The sequence below is a fragment of the Streptomyces sp. NPDC048565 genome (assembly GCF_040650935.1).
GTDB lineage: Bacteria > Actinomycetota > Actinomycetes > Streptomycetales > Streptomycetaceae > Streptomyces.
Genome location: NZ_JBEZIH010000003.1, coordinates 24,942 through 51,885, shown reverse-complemented (window position 1 = coordinate 51,885; position 26,944 = coordinate 24,942). Strand labels below are relative to the sequence as shown.

Annotated in this window: 26 protein-coding genes and 1 riboswitch; of the genes, 7 read left to right on the top strand and 19 right to left on the bottom strand. The window is 70.5% G+C overall.

The window, feature by feature from the left end; genetic code table 11:
- Window positions 1–24: 24 nt before the first annotated feature.
- Entirely contained in the window at window positions 25–804 is a 780-nt protein-coding gene (locus AB0C75_RS04615) for an alpha/beta fold hydrolase (RefSeq protein ID WP_362887027.1), read from the top strand.
- Window positions 797–1,468, top strand: coding sequence for a hypothetical protein (locus AB0C75_RS04610; protein WP_362887025.1), 672 nt, complete (start codon window positions 797–799; stop codon window positions 1,466–1,468). Before AB0C75_RS04615 ends, AB0C75_RS04610 begins: the two co-directional genes overlap by 8 nt.
- Window positions 1,469–1,474: 6 nt before the next feature.
- Here AB0C75_RS04610 and AB0C75_RS04605 read toward each other — a convergent pair whose 3' ends face one another.
- The 6 genes from AB0C75_RS04605 to AB0C75_RS04580 all read right to left on the bottom strand — a co-directional run bounded on the left by AB0C75_RS04605 (window position 1,475) and on the right by AB0C75_RS04580 (window position 6,438).
- Window positions 1,475–2,236: an endonuclease/exonuclease/phosphatase family protein gene (locus AB0C75_RS04605; protein ID WP_362887023.1), complete on the bottom strand. Its 762-nt coding sequence runs from the start codon at window positions 2,234–2,236 to the stop codon at window positions 1,475–1,477.
- Window positions 2,237–2,327: 91 nt separating this feature from the next.
- Window positions 2,328–3,269 (bottom strand): ROK family glucokinase, encoded by a 942-nt coding sequence (locus AB0C75_RS04600; protein ID WP_362887021.1) that lies wholly within the window; start codon window positions 3,267–3,269, stop codon window positions 2,328–2,330.
- Window positions 3,270–3,389: 120 nt separating this feature from the next.
- Window positions 3,390–3,869 carry a DUF5304 domain-containing protein gene (locus AB0C75_RS04595; RefSeq protein ID WP_362887019.1) on the bottom strand — a complete coding sequence of 160 codons (480 nt, stop codon included), beginning with the start codon at window positions 3,867–3,869 and terminating at the stop codon, window positions 3,390–3,392.
- A gap of 80 nt (window positions 3,870–3,949) precedes the next feature.
- Entirely contained in the window at window positions 3,950–5,131 is a 1,182-nt protein-coding gene (locus AB0C75_RS04590) for an ArsA-related P-loop ATPase (RefSeq protein ID WP_362887017.1), read from the bottom strand.
- Between the two features lie 4 nt (window positions 5,132–5,135).
- A complete protein-coding gene (locus AB0C75_RS04585) occupies window positions 5,136–5,585 on the bottom strand; it encodes an SRPBCC family protein (RefSeq protein WP_358977582.1) in 450 nt (149 codons plus the stop codon).
- 73 nt (window positions 5,586–5,658) lie between these two features.
- Window positions 5,659–6,438, bottom strand: a complete 780-nt coding sequence (locus AB0C75_RS04580) for a metallophosphoesterase (protein ID WP_362887016.1) — start codon at window positions 6,436–6,438, stop codon at window positions 5,659–5,661.
- Window positions 6,439–6,747: 309 nt separating this feature from the next.
- Here AB0C75_RS04580 and AB0C75_RS04575 point away from each other — a divergent pair, with 309 nt between their 5' ends.
- Window positions 6,748–8,544, top strand: a complete 1,797-nt coding sequence (locus tag AB0C75_RS04575) for an AMP-dependent synthetase/ligase (protein ID WP_362887014.1) — start codon at window positions 6,748–6,750, stop codon at window positions 8,542–8,544.
- Window positions 8,545–8,609: 65 nt separating this feature from the next.
- Here AB0C75_RS04575 and AB0C75_RS04570 read toward each other — a convergent pair whose 3' ends face one another.
- The gene (locus AB0C75_RS04570) at window positions 8,610–9,752 is read right to left on the bottom strand and encodes a glycosyltransferase family 4 protein (protein ID WP_362887012.1); all 1,143 of its coding nucleotides are present in this window, start codon (window positions 9,750–9,752) and stop codon (window positions 8,610–8,612) included.
- A 77-nt stretch (window positions 9,753–9,829) separates the two neighbouring features.
- On the opposite strand from AB0C75_RS04570, the gene AB0C75_RS04565 reads away from it, so the two are divergent.
- Window positions 9,830–11,086: a glycosyltransferase family 87 protein gene (locus tag AB0C75_RS04565; protein WP_362887010.1), complete on the top strand. Its 1,257-nt coding sequence runs from the start codon at window positions 9,830–9,832 to the stop codon at window positions 11,084–11,086.
- Here the strand turns inward: AB0C75_RS04565 and AB0C75_RS04560 are convergent.
- The 5 genes from AB0C75_RS04560 to AB0C75_RS04540 form a co-directional block, all read right to left on the bottom strand.
- Complete coding sequence (locus tag AB0C75_RS04560) at window positions 11,043–12,296, bottom strand: hypothetical protein (RefSeq protein ID WP_362887008.1); 1,254 nt, start codon at window positions 12,294–12,296, stop codon at window positions 11,043–11,045. The genes AB0C75_RS04565 and AB0C75_RS04560 overlap by 44 nt on opposite strands.
- Window positions 12,297–12,312: 16 nt before the next feature.
- Complete coding sequence (locus AB0C75_RS04555; RefSeq protein WP_362887006.1) at window positions 12,313–13,329, bottom strand: C40 family peptidase; 1,017 nt, start codon at window positions 13,327–13,329, stop codon at window positions 12,313–12,315.
- A gap of 238 nt (window positions 13,330–13,567) precedes the next feature.
- A complete protein-coding gene (locus AB0C75_RS04550; protein ID WP_362887004.1) occupies window positions 13,568–14,593 on the bottom strand; it encodes an NlpC/P60 family protein in 1,026 nt (341 codons plus the stop codon).
- 293 nt (window positions 14,594–14,886) lie between these two features.
- Window positions 14,887–16,248, bottom strand: coding sequence for an NYN domain-containing protein (locus tag AB0C75_RS04545; protein ID WP_362887002.1), 1,362 nt, complete (start codon window positions 16,246–16,248; stop codon window positions 14,887–14,889).
- A 36-nt stretch (window positions 16,249–16,284) separates the two neighbouring features.
- Entirely contained in the window at window positions 16,285–16,527 is a 243-nt protein-coding gene (locus AB0C75_RS04540; RefSeq protein WP_311312862.1) for a hypothetical protein, read from the bottom strand.
- A gap of 170 nt (window positions 16,528–16,697) precedes the next feature.
- Here AB0C75_RS04540 and AB0C75_RS04535 point away from each other — a divergent pair, with 170 nt between their 5' ends.
- Both AB0C75_RS04535 and AB0C75_RS04530 read left to right on the top strand, forming a co-directional pair.
- On the top strand, window positions 16,698–17,447 hold the full coding sequence (locus tag AB0C75_RS04535; protein WP_362887000.1) for a rhomboid family intramembrane serine protease: 750 nt from the start codon (window positions 16,698–16,700) through the stop codon (window positions 17,445–17,447).
- On the top strand, window positions 17,444–17,725 hold the full coding sequence (locus tag AB0C75_RS04530; RefSeq protein ID WP_362886998.1) for an Lrp/AsnC ligand binding domain-containing protein: 282 nt from the start codon (window positions 17,444–17,446) through the stop codon (window positions 17,723–17,725). The genes AB0C75_RS04535 and AB0C75_RS04530 overlap by 4 nt, the downstream gene beginning before the upstream one ends.
- A gap of 84 nt (window positions 17,726–17,809) precedes the next feature.
- Here AB0C75_RS04530 and AB0C75_RS04525 read toward each other — a convergent pair whose 3' ends face one another.
- From AB0C75_RS04525 to AB0C75_RS04500, 6 genes are all read right to left on the bottom strand, one after another.
- Window positions 17,810–19,186, bottom strand: a complete 1,377-nt coding sequence (locus AB0C75_RS04525) for an aminotransferase class V-fold PLP-dependent enzyme (RefSeq protein WP_362886997.1) — start codon at window positions 19,184–19,186, stop codon at window positions 17,810–17,812.
- A 178-nt stretch (window positions 19,187–19,364) separates the two neighbouring features.
- A riboswitch (SAM riboswitch) is annotated at window positions 19,365–19,482 on the bottom strand.
- A gap of 84 nt (window positions 19,483–19,566) precedes the next feature.
- Entirely contained in the window at window positions 19,567–20,631 is a 1,065-nt protein-coding gene (trpD, locus tag AB0C75_RS04520) for an anthranilate phosphoribosyltransferase (protein ID WP_362886995.1), read from the bottom strand.
- A gap of 166 nt (window positions 20,632–20,797) precedes the next feature.
- Entirely contained in the window at window positions 20,798–22,423 is a 1,626-nt protein-coding gene (locus tag AB0C75_RS04515; protein WP_362886993.1) for a ubiquinol-cytochrome c reductase cytochrome b subunit, read from the bottom strand.
- A complete protein-coding gene (locus AB0C75_RS04510) occupies window positions 22,420–23,472 on the bottom strand; it encodes a Rieske 2Fe-2S domain-containing protein (protein ID WP_362886991.1) in 1,053 nt (350 codons plus the stop codon). The genes AB0C75_RS04515 and AB0C75_RS04510 overlap by 4 nt, the downstream gene beginning before the upstream one ends.
- The gene (locus AB0C75_RS04505) at window positions 23,469–24,278 is read right to left on the bottom strand and encodes a c-type cytochrome (protein ID WP_362886989.1); all 810 of its coding nucleotides are present in this window, start codon (window positions 24,276–24,278) and stop codon (window positions 23,469–23,471) included. Before AB0C75_RS04505 ends, AB0C75_RS04510 begins: the two co-directional genes overlap by 4 nt.
- Window positions 24,279–24,333: 55 nt before the next feature.
- The gene (locus tag AB0C75_RS04500) at window positions 24,334–24,954 is read right to left on the bottom strand and encodes a heme-copper oxidase subunit III (RefSeq protein ID WP_205019672.1); all 621 of its coding nucleotides are present in this window, start codon (window positions 24,952–24,954) and stop codon (window positions 24,334–24,336) included.
- Window positions 24,955–25,151: 197 nt separating this feature from the next.
- Here AB0C75_RS04500 and AB0C75_RS04495 point away from each other — a divergent pair, with 197 nt between their 5' ends.
- The gene (locus tag AB0C75_RS04495) at window positions 25,152–25,553 is read left to right on the top strand and encodes a hypothetical protein (RefSeq protein WP_362886987.1); all 402 of its coding nucleotides are present in this window, start codon (window positions 25,152–25,154) and stop codon (window positions 25,551–25,553) included.
- Window positions 25,554–25,639: 86 nt separating this feature from the next.
- Here the strand turns inward: AB0C75_RS04495 and AB0C75_RS04490 are convergent, their stop codons facing one another.
- A complete protein-coding gene (locus AB0C75_RS04490; protein ID WP_362886985.1) occupies window positions 25,640–26,899 on the bottom strand; it encodes an Ig-like domain-containing protein in 1,260 nt (419 codons plus the stop codon).
- Window positions 26,900–26,944 lie beyond the last annotated feature (45 nt).

Below are 26,944 nucleotides of genomic sequence, written 5' to 3'. Positions count from 1 at the left end.
CCGCTTCATGAACAGGAGACCCCGGTGCCGGTCCTCCCTGGATCCGAGCCGTTCCGCCACGAGGGCGGAGAGGTCGGTGTCCTCCTCTGTCACGGATTCACGGGCTCACCGCAGTCCCTGCGCCCCTGGGCAGGCTATCTGGCGGAGCGCGGGCTGACCGTGTCCCTTCCGCTGCTGCCCGGACACGGCACGCGCTGGGAGGACATGGCGGTCACGGGCTGGCAGGACTGGTATGCGGAGGTGGACCGCGAGCTGCGCGAGCTGCGGCAGCGGTGCGAGCGGGTCTTCGTCTTCGGCCTCTCCATGGGCGGGGCCCTGGCGCTGCGCCTCGCCGCGAAGCACGGGGACGGGATCGCGGGCCTGGTGCTGGTGAATCCGGCGAACAAGGTGCACGGCCTCTCGGCGTACGCCCTGCCGGTGGCCCGTCATCTGGTGCGGACGACGAAGGGGCTGACCGGCGACATCGCCCTTGAGGGCGCCCAGGAGGTGGGCTACGCCCGGGTGCCGCTGCACGCGGCGCACTCCCTGCGGGCGTTCTTCCGGCAGGTCGACGCCGCCCTGCCCCAGGTGACCCAGCCGATCGTGCTGCTGCACAGTCCGCAGGACCATGTGGTGCCGCCCGCGGACTCGGCGCGGATCCTCAGCCGGGTCTCGTCCAGGGATGTCGAGGAGATCCTCCTGGAACAGAGCTACCACGTCGCGACGTTGGACCACGATGCGGGGCGGATCTTCGACGAGAGCTACCGGTTCATCGATCGCCTCGCAACCGACGCTGTCAAGAAGGGGAGCACGTCCGGTGGCTGAGCATGACGCGGAGCGCGCGGGCAGTGACGAGGAGCGCGAACCGCGCCCCACGGAAGGTACGGCCGTCCCCGAGGGTACGGAGGAGGCCGGGCCGATCGACGAGGCCGCGGCCTGGGAGGCGATCGTCGCGGGATACGGCGAGGAACCGCCGGACCCGCCGGGCGCCAAGCCGTTCAAGTCGATCGAGGATCTGGCCCTGCTGGAGGACGACCAGGTCAACGTCCTGGATCCCGCTCCGGAGTCCGCCGCGGGCGATGACGCGGACAAGGGCGTGGACGGGAAGGCACCGGACGGTCCCCGGGAGAGGAAGCCGCTCGGCGGTTCGGTCGTCTTCGCGCCCGGTGTCGCGGGACCCCGCGACTACGGCCTGGAGGAGCCAAAGGACAGCGGTATCAACGATCCGGACGACAGCGAGGAGGGGCATTTCGTCCCGCCGGAGCCGCCGCCGCTTCCCGAGGCCGATGTGACGGCCAAGTTCGCCTGGCTCGCGGTCGTCGGCGGCCCGGTGCTGATGCTGATCGCGGTGCTGATGCAGTGGGAGATGACGTGGTGGCTCACCACGCTCTCCATCGGCGGTTTCCTCGGCGGGTTCGTCACCCTGGTGGCGCGCATGCCTCCCGACGACGAGGAGGACGACGACCCGGGGCGCGGCGCGGTCGTCTGATCCGGCTCAGCGCCCCGCGGGCACCCTGAGGGCGGCGAGCACGGGCAGGTGGTCCGTGGCCGCCCGCAGGTCGCCGCCGCTGACACCGGGCAGCTCATCGGGGACGCCGCAGCCGAGCACCTCGATGCCCCGGGTCGCGAACACCGCGTCGATCCGCTTGCGCGGCGCGTCCGGCGGGAAGGTGAGCTCACCGCCCCACGGCCGCACGGTCCGGCAGTCCTGGAGCCGCCCCGCCAGCCGGCGGAAGGCGCTCCCCCGCGGTACGTCGTTGAGGTCGCCTGCCACGACGGTGTGCGGGACCCCCATCGCGTCGACGTGTTCGAGCAACAGCTCCGCCTGCGTCTGCCGTTCCTCCCGCTGGAGGCCGAGGTGGCAGCTCAGGACGCCGATCCGGGTCCCGGCGATCCGTACGACCGCGGTGGCCAGCCCCCGCCGGTGCTGCCCGGGGGTGAGCGGCAGCAGGACGTCCTCGGTGCGCTCCACGGTGGCGCGCAGGGAGCAGAGCAGCAGGGGCCCGGCCGCGGTCGCCCCGCCGCTGAGGACCACCAGGTCGGTCCTGGCCGCGAGCCGGGCCGCCGCCTTGCGCCAGCGGAAGAAGCGCGGGGCCTCCTGGACGCACACCAGGTCGGGTGCGCAGGCGCGGATGACGCGGGCCAGCGCCTCGGTGTCGTCGCGCAGCGAGCGGACGTTGTAGCTGAGCACCCTGATGACGGCCGAACCGTCGGGCTCGGTACGGGAGTCGGGAAGCGGCATCGGCGACATGACCATGGAAGCACGATACGACGGACGCCCGCCGCACCCCGAAGGGCGCGACGGGCGTCGGACGTGCTGCGCCCGGCCTTCGGCCCGGCGTGCCGGATCAGCCCTGGCGTGCCAGGTCCGCCGCGCCCACCAGGCCCGCCTTGCCGCCCAGTTGGGCCGCGAGGACCTGCGCGTGCGGGCGCCACTCTCCGCCGATCAGCCAGCGCCTGAACGACTTGCGGATCGGGTCGAGGACCAGCTCGCCCTCGTCCGACACACCACCGCCGACGATGAAGGCCGAAGGGTCGAACAGCGAGGCGAGGTCGGCCAGTCCTGCTCCGGCCCAGCGGGCCAGCTCACGGAAGGAGTCGATCGCCACCGGGCAGCCCTGCCGGGCGGCCTCGCTGATGTGCTTGCCCTCGATGCCCTCCACGGAGCCGTCGCCGAGTCCCAGCAGGATCGGGGCGTTCTCCGGGGTGGCGTTGGCGCGCTGCTGTGCGTACCGCACGAGCGCACGCCCTGAGGCGTACTGCTCCCAGCAGCCCTGGCTGCCGCAACCGCAGAGCAGCCCGTCCGGGACGACCCGGATATGACCGAATTCCGCTGCCACACCGAAGCGTCCCCGGCGCAGCTTGTTGCCGATGATGATGCCGCCGCCCAGGCCGGTGCCGAGCGTGATGCAGATGACGTCGTCGTGGCCTTGGCCTGCTCCGAAGCGATATTCGCCCCAGGCCGCGGCGTTGGCGTCGTTCTCGACGACCACGGGCAGGCCGACGCGCTGTTCGACCTTGTCCTTGAGCGGCTCGTGGCGCCAGTCGATGTTCGGGGCGAACAGCACGGTGGCACGCTTGTCGTCGACGTATCCGGCCGCGCCGATGCCTACGGCCTCGACGTCGTGTCCCTCGCTCGCCCCGCCCACAGCGGCGCTGATCGCGTCCACGATGCCTTCGGCAGTCGGCGGGGTCGATACCTTGAACGTCGAGAGGATCCGGCCCTCTTCGTCGACCACTCCAGCCGCGATCTTCGTGCCGCCGATATCGACGCCGATGGTGAGTCCCATGAATCCCTCAGTTTCGGTCGAGCCCCGCTACGGCCAACCGTACCCGAGCCGGGGACGGGCATTTCCTGCCCAGGGGCAGAAGCTGTTGTCCTGCTCCGGCCGGGACAGGACGACAGCTTGTCAGTCCAGGTCGATGTGCTCGCTGCCGCCGGTGCCCTCGTCACGCGGGTCCGAGGTGTCGTCGGCCGCCGTCTTCCCGGTGCCCGGGGCGCTTCCGGTGCCGCCGGCACCCTCGGTGCCCTTGGTCCAGCGTCCTTCCTGGCCCTCGACCGCGGAGCGGTAGGCGGCCAGGAGTTCGTTTCCCGCGGCGGCGAGATGGTCGAAGAGGTCCGGGTTGCGCTCGATGACCGGCTCGACGGCGGACCTGGCCTGCCGGATCACCTGCTGGACGGTGCCCTGGGCGGCCATGCCGAGCAGCGGCGACTGCAGCGTGGAGACCTTGTCGGCCACGGCGTCGATCAGTTTGCGCAGCTCCTCGGCCGCGGAGCCCGGCTGCGGGCCGTACTCGGCCCGGCGGCGGGCCTTCTCCGCTTCGAGGTCCTCGGCGCAGGCCTCCGCCCACGCGTCGTCGTCGACGGGACGATCGGTGGCTTCACTCATGGCGGGCTCCTGCGGCGCGGTTGTCTGCGTGACCGTGCGGGCCACGTACTACCGACGTTACCCGAACGGTGGTACGCGGTTCATGGTGTCCGGGGCCAGAGCGCGGGGTCAGGTGTGAACCGGACACGCAGGACACCGTCGGTGAGCGCGGCTCCCGAGACGGTGCAGCGGCGCAGTGCGGACTCCAGGCGGACGATCCGGTGGAACGGTCCTGCGGTGAGGAAGAGTTCGTCGCCGCGCCGGACGAGCTGGAGCTCCTCCTTGACCGCCCCGGGCAGCGGCAGGCACCAGGCTATGACGCCGTCGCCCGCGTCCTCGGTCCACCAGGGGTCCCCGGCGTGTCCCGGCGTGCGGTCATCGGGTGCGCAGGTCTCGGCGAGCAGGGCCAGGTCCTCCACCGTGCGCGGCTCGCGGCCGAGGTGGGCGCTCTCGCGTACGGAGGCGTCCTGCGCCCATTCCTGATGCCAGTGGTCCAGGCACTTCTCCTGCCGGGCGGCGAGATCGGCGAACCAGGGGTCGCCCGCGTGGCGGGGCAGGACCCGGGAGGCCACGACGGAGTCCACGCGCAGTCCGTGCAGGGCGAGTCCGGTACGGGCGGAGCTCAGCGCCTCAGCTGCGGCCCGCCCCGGCTCGGCGACCAGTCGCACGGTGGTCGCCTCGTCCTCGATCAGCGCCTCGACGGCGGCGAGTTCGGTGTCCTTGCGGGCTGCGGCCTCGTACAGCCACTGGGCGGGCATGGGCACACCGGCGAGCTGGGCGAGCACCGGGCGCAGGGCGCGGGCCGCCTGGCGCTCCTGGGGCAGGAGCCGGCGCAGATAGCGGCGCAGCTGCCCCGGGAGGGCGAGCAGGGCCAGGGCGTCGGTGAGCGGAGGCAGGTCGACGACGACGACCTCGTAGCCGTCCTTCGACCGGTCGCCCGCGGCCACCCTGTGCAGGGTGTGCAGAAGGGCGAGCTGGGCGCTGCCCGGCAGCTCGGTGAGCTCCTCGGCGTCGAGCCGGTTGGCGCCGAGCAGGTCGAGCACCCCGGACGCCCGGCCCTGGAGGCCGAGCAGCTCGGCCCGGAAGTGTGCGGCGGAGTCGACGCGGACGCAGGACAGCCGCTCGGCTGCCTCGGCGGGCTCGGGCCCCGCCGGGAGGGCGGGCACGGCGTCGGTGGTGATCAGCAGGGTGCGGCGTCCGCCGCGCGCCGAGGCGAGCGCGGTCGCCGCGGCGACGGTGGTACGGCCTGCGCCGCCGGGGCCGGTGACGAGGACCGTACGCACGTGCTCAGGCCTTCGGGACGGACTCGACGCGCTTCTTCAGCCCGGCGAGTGCCCGGTCGATGATGACCTTCTCGGCCTTGCGCTTGATCATGCCGAGGAGCGGGATCTTGACGTCGACGGCGAGTCGGTAGGTGACCTCGGTGCGGTCGCCGTCGCCCAGGGGTGCCAGTGCGTAGCTGCCGTCGAGGGCGCGCAGCATCTGGGACTTGACCAGGGTCCAGTCGACCTCGTACGGGCTGTTCCAGGTGTAGGCGAGGACGTGGTCGTCCTTGATCGCTCCGGCGTCCAGGACCAGGCGGACCTGCTCGGCGCGGCCCTGGTCGTCGGTGGCCAGGATCTCGGCCTCCTTCACCTCGCCGGTCCATTCCGGATAGCGGGCGAAGTCGGCGATCACTCCCATGACGTCGGCCGGTGCCGCCTCGATCGTGATGCTCGAGCTGGTGTGTTCAGCCATCGCCGTGGCCCTCCAGTGCGGTGTACCGGTCGCGTTCGGCAGAAGCCTGCCGTCTGCAGGCTATCGCGTGCTGTCACCACTCCAGGGCCCAGGGCCGCCCGGTCGCGGCGAAGTGGCCCACGTTGACGCACTCGGTGACGCCCACCCGCATCCGGCGCACCAACGGCTGGTGAACATGACCGAAAATCGCATAGCGGGGGCGGGTGCGGTGGATGGCGTCCAGGAGGGCGCGGCTGCCGCGTTCGAAGCGCCTGGCCACGGTGTCGTACGTCAGCTCCGGGACCTCCGGCGGGATGTGCGAGCACAGGACGTCCACCGGACCGAGTGCCTCGACCTTGGCGGCGTACTCCTCGTCGCTGATCTCGTACGGGGTGTTCATGGGGGTCCTGAGGCCGCCCCCGACGAACCCGAAGACCCGGCCTCCGATCTCCACACGCTCACCGTCCAGCACGGTGGTACCGGAATGGGCGTACTCGGGCCAGAGCGTGGGCACGTCGACGTTGCCGTAGGTGGCGTAGGTCGGGGTGGGCATCGCCGCGAACATCTGGGCGTACTGCTTGCGCACGGCGGACAGGATCGCCGCGTTGCGGTCGACACCGGCCCACAGTTCACGGCCGAAGGCACGCGCCTCGTCGAAACGGCGAGCGGTGCGCAGCTCGACGATGCGATCGGCGTTGGCGACGCCGAAAAGGTCGGGGAAGATGCCGCGCGAATGGTCGGCGTAGTCGAGGAAGAGCACGAGGTCACCCAGGCAGATCAGGGCGTCGGCACCGTCCCCGGCGCGCGCCAGTGCCTCCGCGTTGCCGTGGACGTCACTGACCACGTGCACGCGTGTGCGTCGAGTGGGAATCATGTGCTGATCGTGCGGTGTACCGGCGCCCATGGAGGTCACCCTAGGTCTCCGTCGGCTGCTCTGGGTAGAGGCCGCCGGACCTGCGATTACTTCCGGATCAGGACACGGGTGGACTAATGTGCGCCGAAGGACCACCAAGAGGTGTGACGCATGAGACATCTGGCCGGAACCCCCTTTCCGGAACCGAGTACCGGTGGGTAACGTCCCGCCAGTCCAGTCGTGCTCACCCCACTGAGCATCTGCCAGTCTTGGACCGATCCGGTGCGTCGCACAGAGCCGTGAACCGGAGCCCGATGAGGAGCAGCAGTCTTGCGCGAGTTCAGCCTTCCGGCCCTGTACGAGGTCCCCGCGGACGGCAACCTGACGGATCTCATCCGCCGCAACGCCGCTCAGCATCCCGATGTCGCGGTGATGAGCCGGAAGGTGGCCGGCGTCTGGACGGATGTCACGGCGACCCGCTTCCTCGCCGAGGTCAGAGCCACCGCCAAAGGGCTGATCGCCTCGGGCATCCAGCCCGGTGACCGCGTCGCGCTCATGTCGCGCACCCGCTTCGAGTGGGTCCTGCTGGACTTCGCCGTCTGGAGCGCGGGCGCCGTCACCGTGCCGGTGTACGAGACCAGCTCCCCCGAACAGGTCCAGTGGATCCTCGGTGACTCGGGCGCGGTCGCGGTCGTCGTGGAGAGCGACGTCCACGCGGAGTCCGTCTCCGCCGTGCGGGACCGGCTCCCCGGCCTCGACCATGTGTGGGAGATCGACCGGGGCGCCGTCGACGAGCTCGTCGCCACGGGCGCGGGCGTCTCCGACGAGACGCTGGACCTGCGCATGGTCAGCGCGAAGGCCGACGACCCGGCGACGATCGTCTACACCTCGGGCACCACCGGCCGCCCCAAGGGCTGTGTGCTGACGCACCGCAGCTTCTTCGCGGAGTGCGGCAACATCGTGGAGCGGCTCAAGCCCCTCTTCCGTACCGGCGAGTGCTCGGTCCTGCTCTTCCTTCCCACCGCGCACGTCTTCGGCCGGCTGGTCGAGGTCGCGTCGGTGATGGCCCCGATCAAGCTCGGCTGCGTGCCGGACATCAAGAACCTCACCGATGAGCTCGCCTCGTTCCGGCCGACGCTGATCCTCGGTGTGCCGCGGGTGTTCGAGAAGGTCTACAACTCGGCGCGGGCCAAGGCCCAGGCCGACGGCAAGGGCAAGATCTTCGACCGGGCAGCCGACACGGCGATCGCGTACAGCCGCGCGCTGGGCGCCCCCGAAGGCCCCTCGGTGGGCCTGAAGGTCAAGCACAAGGTCTTCGACAAGCTGGTGTTCAGCAAGCTGCGGGCGGTGCTCGGCGGCCGCGGCGAGTACGCGATCTCCGGCGGCGCCCCGCTGGGCGAGCGGCTCGGCCACTTCTTCCGGGGCATCGGCTTCACGGTGCTGGAGGGCTACGGCCTCACCGAATCCTGCGCCGCCACGGCGTTCAACCCGTGGGACCGGCAGAAGATCGGTACGGTCGGGCAGCCGCTGCCGGGCTCGGTGGTGCGGATCGCCGACGACGGCGAGGTACTGCTGCACGGCGAGCACCTGTTCACCGGGTACTGGAGGAACGAGACGGCGACGGCCGAGGCGCTGGCCGACGGCTGGTTCCACACCGGTGACATCGGCACCCTCGACGAGGACGGCTATCTCGCGATCACGGGCCGTAAGAAGGAGATCATCGTCACGGCGGGCGGCAAGAACGTCGCCCCGGCGGTGATCGAGGACCGGATCCGCGCACACGCGCTGGTCGCCGAGTGCATGGTGGTCGGCGACGGACGGCCGTTCGTCGGCGCGCTGCTCACCCTGGACGAGGAGTTCCTGTCCCGCTGGGCCGAGGAACACGGCAAGCCGGCCGGGTCGACGGCCCTCTCGCTGCGCGAGGACCCCGAGCTGCTGGCCGAGGTGCAGCGTGCGGTGGACGACGGCAACGCCGCGGTGTCCAAGGCGGAGTCGGTGCGCAAGTTCCGGGTCCTGGGAGCGCAGTTCACCGAGGAGGCGGGCCACATCACACCGTCGCTGAAGCTCAAGCGCAACGTCGTGGCGAAGGACTTCGCGGAAGAGGTCGAGTCGATCTACCGCGGCTGAATCCGGACACCCCGTACGAGGGCCCCGCACCGTGACACACCGGTGCGGGGCCCTCGTACGGGGTGTCAGAGCAGCGACTTCAGCCGCTCCGCGAGCAGGTCCCAGCGCCACTTCTCCTCGACCCACGCCCGGCCCCGCTCCCCCATGCGCCGGCGCAGTTCGGGGTCGCGGAGCAGTGCGGCGGTCCGGTCGGCGGAGTCCTCGGCCGATCCGCCCCGCACCACCCAGCCGGTCTCGCCGTCGAGCACCGCGTCCGGGGCGCCCCCCGAGTCGCCCGCCACGACGGGCAGTCCGGTCGCGGACGCCTCCAGATAGACGATGCCGAGGCCCTCGACATCGAGCCCGCCGCGCCGGGTGCGGCAGGGCATGGCGAACACGTCACCCGCGCCGTAGTGCGCGGGCAGCTCCTCCCAGGGCACAGGTCCTGTGAAGCGCACGGAGTCCTCGACGCCGGTCTCGGCGGCCAGCTTCTTCAGCTGCCCGGCGTACGGACCGCCGCCGACGACGAGCAGGACCGCGTCCGGGACCCGCGCCAGGATCGCGGGCATGGCCAGGATGAGGGTGTCCTGGCCCTTGCGCGGCACGAGCCGTGACACGCACACGATGACGGGCCGGTCCGCGAGCCCCAGCCCCGCCCTGACCCGCTCGCCGCCGGAGGCCGGATGGAAGGTCTTCTCGTCGACCCCGGGCGGCAGCTGCACCATGCGGGCCGCCGCCCGCGGGGTGAGCGCGGCGGAGATCCTGGAGCGGGTGTACTCACCGAGGTAGGTGATCGTGTCGGTGCCCTCACCGATGCGGCGCAGCAGCTGCCGGGAGGCGGGCAGCTGTGCCCAGCCGGCCTCGTGGCCGTGCGTGGTGGCCACGATCCTGCGGGCACCGGCCCCGCGCAGCGCGGGCGCCATCAGCCCGAGGGGGGCGGCGGCGCCGAACCACACGGAGGAGCAGCCGTGTTCGCGCAGCAGCCCGACCGCCCGCCGGGTGACGCGCGGGGTGGGCAGCAGCATCGTCGTACGGTCGCGCACGACGGTGAACGGCTGTTCGGCGTCGAAGGCCGCGGTGGCCTCGGCGCCCTCCGGGCCGCGCTTCCAGGTGGAGGCGTAGACCACGATCCGCTCGGGGTCCATGCGCAGCGCCATGTTGTGCAGGAAGGCCTGGATGCCGCCGGGCCGGGGCGGGAAGTCGTTCGTCACGATCAGCGTCTTGTCCATCGCCGCCGACAGTACCGGGCCGCCCGACGGCCCTGCCTGACGGCTCCGGCACAGCCCCGGCCTGCATCATGGCGTGCATGACGGTCAGGACAGGTACGAGCGGCCGGGGTCTGTCACTCGCCGTATGGGGCCTCACCCGGGCGGTACTGCTGCTCTGTGTCTTCAAGGTGTTCACGGTGCCGGGGCCCGATGTCACGAGCGACGTCTCGGTGATCTACCGGGGCTGGTACGAGGTGCTCCGCACCGGCTCGTACCCGCTGGACGACGTCACCTGGCAGTACCCGCCCGGCGCCGCTCTCGCGGTGCTCTCGCCCGATCTGCTGCCCTTCCTGGAGTACGCCTCCGCCTTCTTCGTCCTCGTGCTGCTGTGTGACGCCCTGGTCCTCGGGCTGCTGCTGTACGCGGGAGGCCGTCCAGGCACGCGCGACGCGGGAGCGTGGCTGTGGGTGGTGGGCGTGCCGCTGCTCGGGCCGACGGTGTACGCCCGCTACGACCTGATGGTGACGGCCGTCGCGGTGGCGGCGCTGCTGGCGGGGGTACGTCACCCCAGGGTGCTGGGGGCCCTCGCCGCCTTCGGCGCGCTGCTGAAGGTATGGCCGGTGCTGCTGCTCGTGGGCACCGCCCGGGGCCGGGCCACCCGCCGCTCCTGGTCGGCGGCGGCGGTGACGGCGGCCGTGCTGGGTCTTGTGGCCGCGCTGGCGGCGCCGGGCGCGTACGCCTTCCTGACGTTCCAGCGGGACCGCGGCCTGGAGATCGAGTCGCTGGGGGCGCTGGTCTTCCATGTGGCCAGACAGTTCGGCTGGCAGGGCGCGGTGGAGCTGCGCTACGGCTCGATGGAGTTCGCGGGCCCGCACGTGGCGCTGGTGAGCACACTGGCGCTGGCGCTGAGCGTGCTCGCCTTCGGCTGGCTGCTGGTGTGGCGGCTGCGGGCCCGTACGTTCGCGGTGCACACCCCCGCGGACGCTGCGTTCACCGCGGTGCTGCTGTTCACCGTGACCAGCCGGGTCATCAGCCCCCAGTACCTGGTGTGGCCGCTCGGGGTCGCCGCGGTGTGCCTGGTCTTCCGGGGCAGCCGGATGGTACTGCCCGCGTGCCTGGTCCTGGTGGCCACCGCTGTCACCCTGCTGGAGTTCCCGCTGGGCTTCGCGCACGTGGTGGCCAGTGACGCCCAGGGCGTGGCGCTCATGGCCGTACGCAACGGTCTGCTGGCCGCCGCGGCGCCCGTCGCGGCGCTGCGTCTGTGGCGGGACACCGTACCGGGGGCGCGGCAGGGGCTCGCGGCGGAGCGGATCAGCCCAGCTGGGCGCTCAGATACTCCCGCCAGTGCGCCGTGAAGTCCTGGGGCGTGGTGCCGAGCACCGTGTGCATGGCCTGCTCCACGGCACCGTCACGCCCGGCACGGCTCCCCACGGCCTTGTAGAAGGCGATCAGCTGCTCATCGCCCCAGTCCCGCGCGATCATCTCGCAGGCCAGCCAGGCGCCCTCGTAGGCCCGGGAGAGCTTCGCCGGGTCCTCACCGAAGCCGAAGTCCTCGTCCGTCGGCAGTCCGGCGGGCAGATCACCGCCGCGGACCGCTTCGGCGAGCTCCGGCGCGACCTCGGGGGCGGTACGGCTCTCCTGGCGGTAGGCGGTCCAGTCCGCGAACCCCTCGGAGAGCCAGACGGGTGTGGCGGGCGAGGTGTACGCCCGGGTCGCCACGTGCGTGGTCTCGTGGGTCAGCACGACCCTCTGCCCGAAGCCGCCGAGCAGTGCGTACGCCTGCGGATTGACGATCACCCGGTCCGCCGGTGCCCGGCCGCTGCCGCCGACCTCGCCCGTGGTGACGGCGGCTATGTCCTGGTAGCTCGCCGCGGGTGAGCCCAGGAGCCCCGCCATGTCCTCCACGGACTCGGGGACGAGCACCACGACCCGCTCCGCCCAGGGCTCCGTCCAGGTGCCGGTGACGGCGGGGACGGCGCGGTCGGCGGTGTCCGCGATCTCGCTCAGCTCCGCCTTCCGGCGGCCGACCCCCAGGACCAGGCTGCTCGTGCCCCGTACGACCTCGACGTCACCCTGCTGCCAGAGCTGCCCGGGGGCCCCGTCGGCGGCCCGGTCGGCGGCGATGTACCAGGTGCGGCCCTCTCCCCTGCGGACCAGCTCCACCGTGCGGGACGAGGACATGGGCGCCTTGTCGTAGCCCTTGATCCGGTAGCGCAGCTCGACCTCGGCGGTGACCTCGCCGTCCCCCTTGGCGCTCACGTCCTTCACCTTGTACGCCCAGGACTCCAGCGGTACGTCGGCGAGGTTGTGCAGCTCGGTGCGCTGTGCGGCCCGGAAGGACGCGGCACGGGGGTCGAGCGCGGCCAGGTAGGCGTCGGTGTCGTGCTCCATGACCGCCGTGGCCCGGCGGTCCAGGGTGGCGCCGACCTCCCGCGCGGTGAGGCCGCCGGCGGAGTCCTGGGGACCGGCGCACGCGGGCGCGAGCAGCAGAGTGGCGAGCACGGCGCCCGCCGTGCTCCGTCTGCGGGTGCGCTCCCGCCGTGCGTCCTGCGTCCGAACAGCCATCGGGCCGATCGTACGGTCAGACGCGGGTGACCGAGGAGACGGGCATCATGCCGACGGGGTCGTAGCGCACCGGAGCGCCCGGGTGCGGGGCATGGATGACCTGCCCGTTTCCCGCGTACATCGCGATGTGGCCGGCGTCCGCGCGGTAGGCCACGAGATCGCCCGGCCGCGCCTCGGCGAGCGGCACCATGCGGCCCGCGTACCGCTGCGCCTGCGAGGTACGCGGCAGGGCGACCCCGGCCTGCGCGTACGCCCACTGCATCAGCCCGGAACAGTCGAATCCGGCGGGACCGGCGGCGCCCCACACATACGGGCGGCCCAGGGCCTGCCGGGCCGCCATGAGCGCGGCGAGACCGCGCGCGGAGGCGCCGGCGCCGTCCGGCAGCGTCCCGGTGCCGAGGTCCGCGTGGCCCAGCGAGGCGCGATCGGCGGCCGGGAGCGCGCGCAGCAGCTCCCTGGCCCTGGCCAGCTTGCCCTCCACGGTGCTCTTGTGGCGGGCCGCCGCCGAGCGGTCGCGTTCCATGGCGGCAAGGGCTCCGGTGGCCTCCGCGCGGCTCTGGGCGATCTTCCGCTGGGCCCGGTGGAGCTTGCTCAGTGTCACGGCCCCGCGCTCGCCCACCCGGTCCAGAGCGGCGGCGCGGTCCAGGAAGGTGTCGGGGTCCGAGGAGAGCAGCAGCGCGACCGAGGGGTCGATGCCGCCTGAGCGGTACTGCGCCCCCGCCATCGAACCGAGGGACTCCCGCATCCGGTTGATGTCCTCCTGCGTACGGGCCGCCGCGTCCTGGGCCCTGCCGACCCGGGTGCGCAGCCCGCCGAGGCGCTCCCTGGCGGCGTTGTACTGCTCGGTGGCGCGCTCCGCCTCGCCGTACAGCCGGTCGACGGTGGCCTTCGCCGTCTCGTGGGTGTCGTCGGGCGCGGCACTCGCGGGTGCGGCGCCGATGCCGGCCGTCGCGGTGGCCGCGGCGGCGGACAGGACGGTGGCCCGGACGCCACGGCTGAGGCCGGGTCTGGTGGGGCGGCGATGCGACACCACAGGAAGCCGCACTCCCTTCCGCTGTACGCAGATGTGCGCAGCCCCTGCCGCCCTGGGCGGGCGGACCGACGACCGGGAGCTGCGCGGCAGCGCAGACAGTAACCGGATGGCTACGCGACGGCCAAAGGCCGCGCCGGACGCGGAAATGCGGACGAAACAGCCCCGCCCCGCCGGTGACCTGTGGTCTCCGGCGGGGCGGGGTGTCGTCGAGTGGTGCCGCGATTCGCCCGTTCGGGCGTCAGATGCGGACGCCGACCTGGAAGGTGCCCATGTAGTCCATCGACTCGTAACGGACCACGGCACCGGGCTTCGGGGCGTGCAGGATCTGGTTGTTGCCCGCGTACAGACCCACGTGAGAGGTGTTGTTGAAGAAGACCAGGTCGCCCGGCTTGAGGGCGCTGCGGCCTATCTGGGCACCGTCGTTGATCTGGGTGTACGTGGTGCGGGTGATCTGGACGCCGGCCTGGGCGTAGGCCCACTGGGTCAGACCCGAGCAGTCGAACGAGTTGGGTCCCGTGCCGCCGGAGACGTACGGCTTGCCCTGCTGCGTGGAGGCGGCCTGGAGGGCCTTGGCGCCACGGGCGGACGCGGGGACCTCGTTGCCGAGGTCGACCCGGTCGCCGGCGTCGCGGCTGGCGCGCACCTCCTTGTCGGCGATCGCCTGGCGCTCGGCGGCCGTGAGGGTGTTCAGCAGCTTCTGGGCGTCGGCGAGCTTGCCCTGGTACTTCGTCTTGTTCTCGTTCAGCGTCTTGCGGACGTCGGCGAGGTCGTCGAGCTTGCCCTGCGCCTCCTTGCGCTGCTGCGCGAGGGTGCGCTGCTTCGCCTGGATCTTCTGCAGCGACTCGGCCTGCTTGGCCGTCAGCTGGTCGAGCGCGGAGGCCTGGTCGAGGAAGCTGTCGGGGTCCGAGGAGAGCAGCAGCTGGACCGACGGGTCGAGACCACCGGAGCGGTACTGCGCGGTGGCGAGCGAACCGAGCTCGCCGCGCAGGGTGTTGAGCTCGTCCTGGCCGCGGGCGACCTTGTCCTGGAGCGCGTCAGCCTGCTTCTTGAGCTTGTCCTGCTGCTCCTTGGCGCCGTTGGCCTTCTCGGTCGCGACCTCGGCCTCGTCGTAGAGCTTGTCGACCTTGGCCTGGACCTCGTTCTTGGTCGGCTTCGGGTCGGCGTGGGCTGCCTGAGAGGTCAGGGCCACTGCTGCGGCGGCGGTCGCGGTGAGCACGGTCACGCGGGTGCGGCTCGGCTGCTTGGGACGACGGTGGGACGCCACGAAGGCGAGCTCCTTCTTCCTCGAGCCGCCTACCGGGTATGGGGGGACGTGTGAATCCCCGGCTCCGTGCACTCACGGACTCGGCGGTTCCTTCGCCGTCACCCCTGGTGGGCGATCAACCGTGCGAAGGTTCGAGGCCTGACCCTAGTGACCATCCTGTGATCAGTTCAAATCCTCACGAGGAAAATCTCGTCACACCAGGCACTTCTTTACTTTCATCACACTGCGCGTAGCGGCCACTTGACGGTACGTTCCATAAATTCCGGCAAGTCGCTCATGTCGCACATGAAGCATCAGACGCGCGAAAGCCGCTTCAGGAGCAAGGCGGACGCGACCGGCCTCGCTCCCGCCTTCGCCACCCCGTCGGCCACCTCGCGGTCGGTGGAGACCACGACGACGGGCCTGCCCGAGGGTTCGGCGCGCGCCAGTTGCCGGATCAGCTCGTCCGCGGTCACCCCCGCCTTGCTGAACAGCACACGCACTCCGCGCGGCGGCGCGAGCAGGACGGGGGCGGCCAGTTCGGCTCCGTCGAAGACACAGGTCATCTCGGCGCCGGTCTGCGCCGCGAGGACGGAGAGGCCGCCCAGGAGCCGCAACCGCTGCTTCTCCAGCGGCATCTGCGGATAGCCGGTCTTCGTGACGTTGTAGCCGTCGACGATCAGATGCGCCTGCGGCAGGGCCAGCAGCTGGTCGAGCAGCGCCGGGTCGGTGTCCGAAAGGGCCCTGGCCGCGATGTCCTTCGGTGACATCCGGCCGGGCTCCACCGCTTCCACACCGTCCGCGGGGCGGAGCGAGGAAGGAGGCAGCGCCAGCTCACGGCGCAGCCCCTGGGCCGCGTCCAGCACGGTGTCCAGGAGCAGCCGCAGCCGCATGTCCTCCACGGAGCGCCCCTCCCTGGCCGCCCGGCGGCCCGCCTCGACGGCGGCCTCCGCCTCGGCCAGCCGCGCCTTGAGCCGGCGGGACTCGCTCTCGGCGGCTGACACCTGGGCCGCGGCCTCGGACCGTACGGCGTCGGTCTCCACCCCGGCCTTGCGCAGGGCGGCCTCGCCGCGCTTCACCTCGCTGAGGGCGCTGCGCAGCTTGCGGTGCAGGGAATCGGTCTCCCTGCGCGCGGCGTCCAGCTCCGAGCGCAGCCGCTCGGTGTCGGCCCTGGTCTGGCCGCGGGCGCGGTCGAGTTCCTCGCGCAGCCGCCGCAACTCGCGCCTGGTCTCCTCGTCCACCCGCTCCGCGTGCGCGCGCTGGACCTCCTCGCCGGCCGCGGCCACCAGCTTGACCCAGCCGGCCGGCCGCAGCACATAGGCGGCGGCGGCCACATCGACGGGGTCGGCCGCGGCGGGCGGCGCACCGGATGTGAGGGCATCGGCCAGCTCCGGCTGGGTCTGGCCGATCCGCTCACCGATGCGCCGGCGGAACACCGGGTCGCTCTCCAGGGCTGCGGCCATCGCGTTACCCGCGAACTTGGCCCGCCTGCTGGGGGTGAAGCGGGCGTACTGCCGCAGCTGGGCCGGGAGTTCGCCGACGGTCAGACCCCCGAAGGCGTCCGAGACCAGCGCCACGACCTTGCGGCGTACGCCCTCGGGCAGCGGACGGTCGAGCGACTCCGCGGTGCCGTCGGCCGCGTCGGCCGGTCCGGCGCCGCCTGTCGGCTGCTCCACCATCCATCACCCCAATAGTCTGTCCGCACGGCCCCGTCAGGAGTCGGCACCCGGCCTGTCGACCAGCTCGATCTGGTCCACGGCGTTGCACCAACGACAGCGCACCGACTCGATGGTCTCACTGACCACCTCGCGCTCCTCGATACTCGATTCCCCGGCCAGGTCGAGATGCACGTACTCGACGACCTTCGAGGAGCGCGTCACATCGAAACGGGTGAGGTTGCCGCAGAGCGTGCAGCGCCAGCGGGTCCCGTCCGTCGGCTGGGGAACCGTCGTCATCGTTGCGTCCTCTTTCGTCGTTCGTCGAGTCTCGTGTGTGCCCAGGTCTTCGATCTCGCGGTGCGCCGTCGAACTGCGGATGTCCTGCCGTAACCCTACGGCCTTGCGCATACCTATCGACACGGCGAGGCGCTCTGTCCCGTTCTCGCCCGGTGCGTCATGCTCTGTACGTGACCGAGCTGCGGAAAGTCCACTGGCGGAAGCGGGCCGGAGAGCTCGGGGCGGCGGCAGCCGCCGGCGGTGCTCCGGTCACGTACGGGCTGATCGCGCTGTGCTGCGCGGTGTTCCTGCTCAGCCCGCTCTCCGGGTTCAGTCCCGTCCCCGGCGGCGCCGACGCGCTCCTGGCAGCCCAGGCCGGGTACTTCGAACGGTGGGGCGTGATCCCCAGCGAGCTCATGGACGGCTCCGCGCACGCGGCCCTGACCCCGCTGACCGCGCTCTTCGTCCACGGCAGCTGGCTGCACCTGCTGGGCAACATGCTCTTCCTCCATGTGTTCGGCGCGATGGCCGAGGAGCGCATGGGCCGCACCGAGTTCACCTTCTTCTACGTCGTGTGCGGCTACTTCGCACTGGTCGCCTACGCGGTGGTGCACTCGGGGTCCGACCAGACGCTGGTCGGCGCGTCCGGAGCGATCTCCGCGGTGCTCGGCGCGTTCCTCTGCCTCTTCCCCCGGGCCCGTGTCACCAGCCTCTTCCCCTTCCTCTTCTTCCTGCCGCTGCGCTTCCCCGCCTGGATCGTGCTGGTGTTCTGGTTCGCCCTGCAGTGGCTGGCGGCGCAGGGCGCGGGCAGCGGCCCCGGCGTCGCCTACCTCGCGCACGTGGCGGGTTTCTCGGGCGGCTTCCTCTACGCCTGGGTGCGATTCCGGGGGACTAGAGTGAAGGCTCCAGCCACGGCCACTGAGGGAGAAAGCCAGCCGTGATCACCGCGATCGTGCTCATCAAAACCAGCGTGGACCGGATTCCCGAGATCGCCGAGGCCATCGCCGCGCTGGACAGTGTCAGCGAGGTCTTCTCGGTCACCGGTACGTACGACCTGATCGCCATGGTCCGGGTGCCCCGGCACGACGATCTGGCCGATGTCATCCCCGGCCGGATCAGCAAGATCCAGGGCGTCGAGGCCACCGACACCCATGTGGCCTTCCGCACGTACTCGCAGCACGACCTAGAGGCGGCCTTCGCCATCGGGCTCGACGGCTGACATCCACGCAGGACATACGCGTACGGCTCCGGCCGGGTGCGGGAGACACCTCCCGTGCCCGGCCGGAGCCGTACGTCGTACCGGTCAGACCTGCGCCGCGCCACGGTCGGGCACGCAGCGGCCCTCCTCGGTGCGGTAGGTCCAGCGGGCGCCCTTGCTCACCAGCTCACGGACGGCGCCCAGGAACCGCTCGATGTGCTCGTCCGGCGTGCCGGCGCCGAAGCTCACCCGGATCGCGTTGAGAAACCTCTCCCCCGGCCCGGCCTCCGGCGCACCGCACTCGCCGGGGTCCTGGGGCTCGCTGCCGAGCAGGGTCCGCACCAGCGGGTGCGCGCAGAACAGTCCGTCGCGCACCCCGATGCCGTACTCGGCGGAGAGCGCCGCGGCGAAGTGCGAGCTGTTCCACCCCTCGACCACGAACGAGATGACACCGACCCTCGGGGCGTCGTCGCCGAACAGCGAGAGCACCTTGACCTCGGGGACCTCGGCGAGCCCTGCCAGGACCCGGGTCACCAGCTGCTGCTCCCGGTCGACCAGCCGGTCGAATCCGGCCTCGGTCAGGGCCTTGCAGGCGGCGGCGATGGAGTAGACACCGATGACGTTGGGCGAACCGGCCTCGTGCCGGGCCGCGGTGGTGTGCCACTCGACGTCCACACCGCCGTCGGTGCGCCGGGCGACCTTGCGGGAGGCGCCGCCGCCCGCGAGGTACGGCTCCGCGTCCACCAGCCAGTCGGACCGGCCCGCGAGCACGCCCGAGCCGAAGGGCGCGTACAGCTTGTGCCCGGAGAAGGCGACCCAGTCGACGTCCAGCTCGGCGATGTCCACCGGGTGGTGGGGCGCCAGCTGCGCCGCGTCGAGCACGACCCGGGCCCCGTGCGCGTGGGCGGCGGCGGCCAGCTCCCTCACCGGCCACAGCTCACCGGTGACGTTGGAGGCTCCCGTCACACAGACCAGCGCGGGGCCCTGGGGCTCGCGCTCCTCCAGGGCGCGCTCCAGCGTGGCAACGGCCTGTTGCGGGGTGCGCGGGGCGTCGAGGTAGGTCACCCGGGCGTCACGCCAGGGCAGCAGCGAGGCGTGGTGCTCGGTCTCGAACACGAACACCTGGCAGTCGGCGGGCAGCGCGGCGGCGAGCAGGTTGAGGGAGTCGGTCGTCGAGCGGGTGAAGACCACCTGGTCGTCCGCACGGCAGCCGAGGAATTCGGCGACGGTCTCGCGACTGCCCTCGAACAGATCCGTGGAGAGCTGTGAGAGGTACCCGGCGCCGCGGTGCACGCTGCCGTAGTACGGGGCGTAGGCCGCCACGTCGTCCCACACCCGCTGGAGAGCCGGGGCGCTGGCCGCGTAGTCGAGGGCGGCATAGGTGACATCGCCGCCCGTCACCAGCGGAACGATGACATCAGCACCCAGAACCGGCAGGGGGGCACAAAGAGACTGGTCGGCGGCAGCGGTGGAGACAGACATGGCGAACTCCCGTAAGAGGCAGGCGAGAACCTCGCGCCGGCGGCAGTGCGCGGCAGCGCGGGGAACGAAAGAGAAGAGGGGTGTGCGGAGGAGGGCGTAGTGCCCTATCGCATTCGCTTGCTCACAAGAGGCTCCTCGGGACCAGGACCCCAAGGGGTGACATCCAACGATGCCGAGGGGCCCGCGCTTGCCACAGACCTCGCTGCCTGCGGCCTGGTCTTCACCCGGGGCACCCCGCCACGGACGGAGGGTTGCCGGACAGCGGGCCGGGGCCGTAGTCGCTGTCACTCATGACCTGCCCAGCATCTTGCCATACCGGTGACGACGCGCAAGGGCGCAGTCCGCGATGCGGACCGCGCCCTTGCACACACCGTGCTCCCTCAGGCGTTGCTGGCCGCCACCCAGCGCTCCAGCACCCTCTTGGCCGCGCCCGAGTCGATCGACTCCCCTGCCCGCGCGATACCGGCCGCGAGCTGGTCGTTCAGCGTGGCCTCCGCCGGGTCCAGAGCGACCAGGGCGGCGGCCGAGTTGAGCAGGACCGCCTCGCGCACGGGCCCGGGCTCCCCGTCGAGCAGCCGACGGGCCACATCCGCGTTGTACGAGGCGTCCGCCCCGCGCAGCGCCTCGACCGGGACCAGGTCGAGGCCGACGTCACGCGGGTCGAAGGCCTCCTCGCGGACCGTGCCGTCGCGGACGATCCAGACCCGCGAGGTCGCCGTGGTGGTCAGCTCGTCGAGGCCGTCGTCACCCCGGAAGACGAGCGCGGAATTCCCCCGGTCCGCGAGCACGCCGGCGACGATGGGCGCCATCCTGGGGTCGGCGACCCCGATGGCCTGGGAGCGCACCCGGGCCGGGTTGGTGAGCGGGCCCAGGATGTTGAACGTGGTCTGCGTGCCGAGCTCCTTGCGCGCCGTGGCCGCGTAGCGCAGGGCGGGGTGGAACTTCACGGCGAAGCAGAAGGTGATGCCCGCCTCCTCGGCGACGGCGACGACACGCCGCGGCGTCAGTTCGAGGTTGACGCCGAGCTTCTCCAGCACGTCCGAGGCCCCGCTCGCCGACGACGAGGCCCGGTTGCCGTGCTTGACGACCTTCGCGCCCGTGCCCGCGACGACTATCGCCGACATGGTGGAGATGTTCACCGTCTTGGCCATGTCGCCGCCGGTGCCCACGATGTCGACCGTGCGGCCGGGCACCTCGATCGTGTGGGCGTGCTCGTACATGGCGCGGACGAGTCCGGTGACCTCGTCGACGGTCTCCCCCTTGGCCCGCAGCGCGACGGCGAAGCCGGCGATCTGCACGTCCGTGGCCTCACCGCTCATGATGCGGTCCATGGCCCACGCGGTGTCGTCCGCGCCCAGGTGCTCGCCGCGCAGCAGAGGGGTCAGGATGCCGGGCCAGGTACGGGCCGCCACGCTGTCGCCGCCGTCCGGGGTCACAACGTTCATGGTCCGCTCCTGGGGGGTCCACAGCCGGTACAAGGATGTCTCCCACCCTATCCAGGCCGGGGGACAGCGAAGAGCCCCGTCCCATCATTGGGGTCTCCCCTGCTCGAGCGAAGTCGAGAGCTTGGGGAAGGACGGGGCTCCTGGCTGTGGCGGTCAGCTGAGGTGATCAGTGGTGGCCGTGGCCGCTGGTGATCTCCTTGTACTCCTCGGCAGTGGGCTTGGCGATCTGGTTGTCCTCGCCGAAGTAACTCCTGCTGAGCCTGGCCCGCAGCTTCTGCAGCGCCGACGGCTTGCGCTCGACACCGTTCTCGTCGACCGTCGGGCCGATCTCGACCGGCTTGTACTGCTCGTGCGCCGTGAGCGTGTGCAGCTGCTCCTGGCTGAGCGGCTCGTGGATCTCGACGAACTCACCGTGCGGCAGGCGCTTGATGGTGCCCGACTCGCGACCGTGCAGCACCTTCTCCTTGTCCCGGCGCTGGAGGCCGAGGCAGATCCGCCGGGTGACGACGAACGCCAGGACCGGTCCGACGAAGAAGGCGACCCGGACGAACCAGCTGATCGCGTTGAGCGACAGACTGAAGTGCGTCGCCCAGATGTCGTTACCGCCACCGATCAGCATGACGAAGTAGATCGTCACCCAGGCGACACCGAGCGCCGTCCGGGTCGGAGCGTTGCGCGGCTTGTCCAGGATGTGGTGCTCGCGCTTGTCCCCGGTGATCCACGACTCGATGAACGGATAGAGCGCGAGCGCTCCGAGGATCAGGCCGAACAGGACCAGCGGGATCAGCACTCCGAGGACCAGTGTGTGGCCCCAGAGGTTGATCTCCCAGCCAGGCATCACCCGGACGAAGCCCTCGGCGAAGCCCATGTACCAGTCCGGCTGGGCGCCCGTGGACACCTGGTCGGGCCGGTAGGGGCCGAGCGCCCAGATCGGGTTGATCGAGGCGATCGCCGCGATGATCGCGATGAAACCGAAGACCAGGAAGAAGAACCCGCCCGCCTTGGCCATGTACACCGGCAGCAGCGGCATGCCGACGACGTTCTTGTTCGTCTTGCCCGGCCCCGCGAACTGCGTGTGCTTGTGGAAGAACACCAGGATGAGGTGGGCCACCACGAGCCCGAGCATGATGCCCGGCAGCAGCAGGATGTGGATCGAATAGAACCTCGGGATGATGTCGGTCCCCGGGAACTCCCCGCCGAACAGGAACATCGAGATGTACGTGCCCACGATCGGCATCGACAGGATGGCGCCCTGTGTGAAGCGCACACCCGTACCGGAGAGCAGGTCGTCCGGGAGCGAGTAGCCGGTGAAGCCGGTGAACATGCCGAGGACGAACAGCAGGAAGCCGAACAGCCAGTTGATCTCACGCGGCTTGCGGTACGCACCGGTGAAGAACACCCGGAACATGTGCACGAACATGCCCGCGAGGAAGATCACCGCGGCCCAGTGGTGGATCTGCCGGACGAGCAGACCACCGCGGACGTCGAAGCTGATGTCCAGCGCCGACGCGTAGGCCTGGGACATCCGGATGCCCTGCATCGGCTCGTACGAGCCGTGGTACACGACCTCGGACATGCTCGGGTCGAAGAACAGCGTCAGATACACACCCGTGAGGATGATGATGATGAAGCTGTAGAGGCAGATCTCACCGAGCATGAAGGACCAGTGGTCCGGGAAGATCTTCCGCATGTTGGCCTTGGCCAGGCCGTAGATGCCCAGCCGGCCGTCCGCCCAGTCGGCCACCCGCTCACCGGCGGGCGCCTTGCGCTGTGTTTCCGTCGCAGTACTCATCCGCGCTCCCAGAAGGCAGGACCGACGGGCTCTTCGAAGTCACCGAGCGCCTCGAGGTTGCCCTCGCTGTTCACGCCGATCCGCAGCTGCGGAAGGGGGTGACCGGCCGGACCGAAGATGACGCGGGCGCCGTCGGAGAGGTCGAAGGTGGACTGGTGGCACGGGCAGAGCACGTGGTGCGTCTGCTGCTCGTACAGGCTGATCGGGCAGCCGACGTGGGTGCAGATCTTGGAGAAGGCCACGATTCCCTCGTGGGCCCACTCGCGCTCCTGCTTGTCCTTGATGTTGTCCGGCTCGATGCGGATGATCATCAGGGCGGCCTTGGCGATCTGGGTCTGGAAGTCGTGCGCGTCCTCCTCCAGGCCCTCGGGCATGGCGAAGGTCAGCGAACCGACGGCGACGTCCTCGGGACGCAGCGGCTCCATGGTGTTCATGTTGACGAGCTGCTTGCCCTTGGCCCACATGGTCTTACGGAGCTTCTTCTCCGGCAGCGGACCGAGGTCGCGCAGCAGCACCACACCGGAGAGCGGCACCAGGGCCAGCGCACCGAACATGGTGTTGCGGATCAGCTTCCGCCGTCCGAGCGCGGACTCCTTGGCACCGGCCGCGAAGTCGGCCATGACCTTGGCCTTGACCTCGGGCTCCGCCTCGATGGGGTGCCGGTCGTCGGCGACCTCCACGTCGGACATCAGGGTGCGCGCCCAGTGGACGGCGCCCGCGCCGATGAGGAAGAGCGCAAGGCCCAGGGTGAGACCCAGGGAGAAGTTGAGCGCGCTCACATTGCCGAACGGCCAGATGTAGACGATCTTGTCGACCGGGAAGATGACGTACGAGGCGATGAAGCCGACCGTCGACAGCATGGACAACGTGAACATGAGCGCGACGACCCGCTCGGAGCGGTTCGCGGCCCGTTCGTCGATGTCCTGGATGCGCGGCTTGTGGGCCGGCAGCCCCGGGTCGGCGAACGGGTCGCCCGCACCCTCTACCGCGCCGTGCGCGGTGCCCTGCTCTACCGGCAGGTTCTCTTCTGGAATCTGTTGGCTACTCATGACTTCTTGGCCTTAGCGGTGTGGGCCGCGACCCATACGGCGATGGCGATCAGGCCGCCCAGGCCGAAGATCCAGCCGAAGAGACCCTCACTGACGGGGCCGAGGCCACCGAGCGAGAGGCCGCCGGGGTTCGCGGACTCATCACCGTTGACGGTCTTGACGTACGCGATGATGTCTTTCTTCTCCTGCTCGGGCATGGTGCTGTCCGGGAAGGAGGGCATGCTCTGCGGGCCGGTCTGCATGGCCTCGTACATGTGCTTCGGGTTCACGCCTTCGAGGTCCGGGGCGTACTTGCCGTCCGTCAGCGCACCGCCCTTGCCCGTGAAGTTGTGGCACTGAGCGCAGTTGGTGCGGAACAGGTCGCCGCCCTTGGCCACGTCGGCACCCGAGGGGTCCACCTGGCTGCCGGTCGGCGTGATCGGGCCGGCGCCCAGGGACGCGACGTACGCCGCGAGCTGGTCGATCTCGGCCTGGCTGTAGATGACCTTCTTCTTCGGCACCTGGGCGCCCGGCTGCTGAGCCGGCATGCGTCCGGTACCGACCTGGAAGTCGACGGCGGCGGAGCCGACGCCCACGAGCTGGGGCCCGTCGGTGGTGCCCTGACCGCCGGATCCGTGGCAGCTGGCACAGCCCACGGAGTAGAGCTTCTTGCCCTCGTCGATGGCGAGGGACTGGGCGGTGTCGTCGGCCTGCGCCTTACCCGCAGGCGCAAACGCGGCGTACAGCCCCCCGGTAGCCGCCAGCGCGAGGAGTAGTACGACGACGGCCGCCAGTGGATGGCGTCGTCGTGCGGAGAGCTTTTTCACGGATTACCCCGGTGTCAGGATCTTCTGCGTCGATGATGGGTGGGTGCGAGCCCGGTTACTTGATCATGTAGATCGTGGCGAACAGACCGATCCAGACGACATCGACGAAGTGCCAGTAATAGGACACGACGATGGCGGCGGTGGCCTGCTCATGGGTGAATCTCGAGGCCGCGTATGTCCTGCCCAGAACGAGCAGGAAGGCGATGAGGCCGCCTGTCACATGCAGACCGTGGAAGCCGGTCGTCAGGTAGAACACCGAACCGTACGGGTCGGAGGAGAGGGAGAGCCCCGCGTCCTTGACCAGCTCGGTGTACTCGAGGACCTGACCTCCGATGAAGATCGAACCCATCACGAACGTGATGATGAACCAGGTGCGGAGCTTCTTCACATCGCCCCGCTCCGCGGCGAAGACGCCGAGCTGGCAGGTCAGAGAGGAAAGCACCAGGATCGTGGTGTTCGTCGCCGAGAACGGGAAGTTCAGATGGTGAGCCATCTCCTTCCAGTGATCGGGTCCCATCACCGATCGCAGGGTGAAGTACATCGCGAAGAGGGCCGCGAAGAACATCAGCTCGGAACTCAACCAGATGATGGTTCCGACGCTGGTGAGGTTCGGTCGATTGACCGACGGGTGCGCGTGCCCGGTTTCTACTGTCGTTGCTGTCGCCACGACCGACATTATGTCGGTCGCTTATCCCGCCCTCACTCCGGGGGGTGCCGTTCGGTGTGTCAGCGGGGTGTGTCCTCACCGAACAGCCCATCGAATCGCCGTCTTTACCGGTGCTGACAGGCAGTCCGCCGGAGTACGATCCGCCCATCGGTTCATGCCCACAGAGCCCCGAGAGCCCCCGGGAACACAGACGTCACGGAGGAACAATGCAGCCGACCGCCACGGTCCTGGTCTACAGCGACGATGCCAACACCCGCGAGCAGGTGAGGCTGGCAGCCGGGCGCAGGCCTGCGGCGGACGTGCCGCCGGTGGAGTTCCTGGAGTGCGCCACCCTGCCCGCCGTCCTGAGCGCACTGGACAGGGGTGGTGTCGATGTCTGCGTGCTGGACGGCGAGACGGCCCCGGCGGGCGGCATGGGCGTCTGCCGGCAGATCAAGGACGAGATCTTCGACTGCCCGCCCGTCCTGCTGCTGATCGGACGTCCGCAGGACGCCTGGCTGGCCACGTGGAGCCGTGCGGACGCCGCTGTGACGCATCCGGTGGACCCGGTCGACTTCGCGGACGCCCTGGCCTCCCTGCTGCGCCAGAGGCTCTCCGTGGAGGCCTGAGAGCCTGTCGGGCGACCTCTGATCGGCGGAGGGGACTGGGCCCCCTCCGCTGCGTTCCTCCGGAGTGCGGCGCACTCCCGGGCGGGTCAGACCTGGGGGCGCAGCCGCGCCGTCCGGACGTCGGTTCCCGAGTCGGGCGTGTCGCTGCCGCCGTTCAGAGCGCTGCCCTTCTGCCAGGCGTCCCAGCCCAGATTCCAGTCGCCGAAGCCGTTGTCGAACGGCGTCATCGTCTCGCCGTCGCTCCCGACGACCTTGACGATGTCGCCCTCACGGACGGTGTCGAAGAACCATTCGGCGTCGGCGGTGCTCATCCCCGTGCAGCCGTGGCTGACGTTGGCACTGCCCTGCGAGCCCGTCGACCAGGGCGCCGCGTGGACGTACTCACCGCTCCAGGTGACGCGTGTCGCCCAGTAGACGGGCAGGTCGTAGGACTCCGACGAGCCGGAGGCGATGCCGACGGTCTCACCGCGCATACGTACGAACTGTTCCTTGGCCAGCACGACCTTGACGCCGTTACGGGTGTCGAAGCCGGGCTTGCCCGTGGTGACCGGCAGGGTGTTGATCACTTCCCCGTTGCGCATCACGGTCATGGTGTGGTCCGAGGCGTCGGTGATCGCTTCTATGCGGTCCCCCGTGGTGAGTTTCAGGGGTTTGGTGGCGTCGCCGTAGAGGGCGTTGGTGACCTTGATGCCCTTGAGGTTGCTGCGGACGTCGATGGTGGCGTCCGCCGGCCAGTACTCCTTGGGCCGGTAGTGCAGGGTCTTGTCGTCGACCCAGTACCAGGAGCCCGTGACGGCGGGGGTGGACCGGACCTGCAGCCCGCGCTCCACGGTGGCCCTGGAGGCCTTGTCGGCGACCGGAGCGCTGAGTTCCGCTGTGAGGGGCTGTCCGACACCGTAGGTGCCCGCCTGCGGGCCGAAGGAGACCTTCAGGAACTTCTTGGCCGCGGTCGTACCGAAGGCGTACGTACGGCTGCCGGGGGCGCCGTCGCCGTTCTCGGTGGCGACCTTGACGGTGTATCGGGTGCCGGCGGCGAGCGAGGTGGTGGAGTGCCACCGCTTCCCGTCGGCGTCGAGCTCACCCGCCAGGTGGCGGCCCTCGGTGTCGATGGCCGTCACGTCGGTGATCTTCGCGTCATCGTCCTTGACGGTGACTTCGAGGGGCTTTTCGGGGTCGGCCTTCTTGTCCTCGGCCGGACCGTTGAAGGAGATCGAGTCGGCTGCGTCGTACGGCTTCAGGGACAGTGACTGGCCGTCCGGCTCGCCACAGGCGGTCGCACCTGCAACCAGGGTCACGACCAGCAGAGTGCAGCTCACTACGGTGCGGATGCGCGGCGTGTGGTTCATGAACCCACGCTAAGAAGATTCATCCGATCCAGCGCGTTCAATGAC

What these genes read in the sequence shown, in the direction of transcription:
- AB0C75_RS04605 (WP_362887023.1), bottom strand. Translation starts at nt 2,236, where the DNA reads ATGGTCATGTCGCCGATGCCGCTTCCCGACTCCCGTACCGAGCCCGAC.
- AB0C75_RS04600 (WP_362887021.1), bottom strand. Translation starts at nt 3,269, where the DNA reads ATGGGACTCACCATCGGCGTCGATATCGGCGGCACGAAGATCGCGGCT.
- AB0C75_RS04595 (WP_362887019.1), bottom strand. Translation starts at nt 3,869, where the DNA reads ATGAGTGAAGCCACCGATCGTCCCGTCGACGACGACGCGTGGGCGGAG.
- AB0C75_RS04585 (WP_358977582.1), bottom strand. Translation starts at nt 5,585, where the DNA reads ATGGCTGAACACACCAGCTCGAGCATCACGATCGAGGCGGCACCGGCC.
- AB0C75_RS04580 (WP_362887016.1), bottom strand. Translation starts at nt 6,438, where the DNA reads ATGATTCCCACTCGACGCACACGCGTGCACGTGGTCAGTGACGTCCAC.
- AB0C75_RS04570 (WP_362887012.1), bottom strand. Translation starts at nt 9,752, where the DNA reads ATGGACAAGACGCTGATCGTGACGAACGACTTCCCGCCCCGGCCCGGC.
- AB0C75_RS04565 (WP_362887010.1), top strand. Translation starts at nt 9,830, where the DNA reads ATGACGGTCAGGACAGGTACGAGCGGCCGGGGTCTGTCACTCGCCGTA.
- AB0C75_RS04560 (WP_362887008.1), bottom strand. Translation starts at nt 12,296, where the DNA reads ATGGCTGTTCGGACGCAGGACGCACGGCGGGAGCGCACCCGCAGACGG.
- AB0C75_RS04540 (WP_311312862.1), bottom strand. Translation starts at nt 16,527, where the DNA reads ATGACGACGGTTCCCCAGCCGACGGACGGGACCCGCTGGCGCTGCACG.
- AB0C75_RS04525 (WP_362886997.1), bottom strand. Translation starts at nt 19,186, where the DNA reads ATGTCTGTCTCCACCGCTGCCGCCGACCAGTCTCTTTGTGCCCCCCTG.
- trpD (WP_362886995.1), bottom strand. Translation starts at nt 20,631, where the DNA reads ATGAACGTTGTGACCCCGGACGGCGGCGACAGCGTGGCGGCCCGTACC.
- AB0C75_RS04515 (WP_362886993.1), bottom strand. Translation starts at nt 22,423, where the DNA reads ATGAGTACTGCGACGGAAACACAGCGCAAGGCGCCCGCCGGTGAGCGG.
- AB0C75_RS04510 (WP_362886991.1), bottom strand. Translation starts at nt 23,472, where the DNA reads ATGAGTAGCCAACAGATTCCAGAAGAGAACCTGCCGGTAGAGCAGGGC.
- AB0C75_RS04500 (WP_205019672.1), bottom strand. Translation starts at nt 24,954, where the DNA reads ATGTCGGTCGTGGCGACAGCAACGACAGTAGAAACCGGGCACGCGCAC.
- AB0C75_RS04495 (WP_362886987.1), top strand. Translation starts at nt 25,152, where the DNA reads ATGCAGCCGACCGCCACGGTCCTGGTCTACAGCGACGATGCCAACACC.
- AB0C75_RS04490 (WP_362886985.1), bottom strand. Translation starts at nt 26,899, where the DNA reads ATGAACCACACGCCGCGCATCCGCACCGTAGTGAGCTGCACTCTGCTG.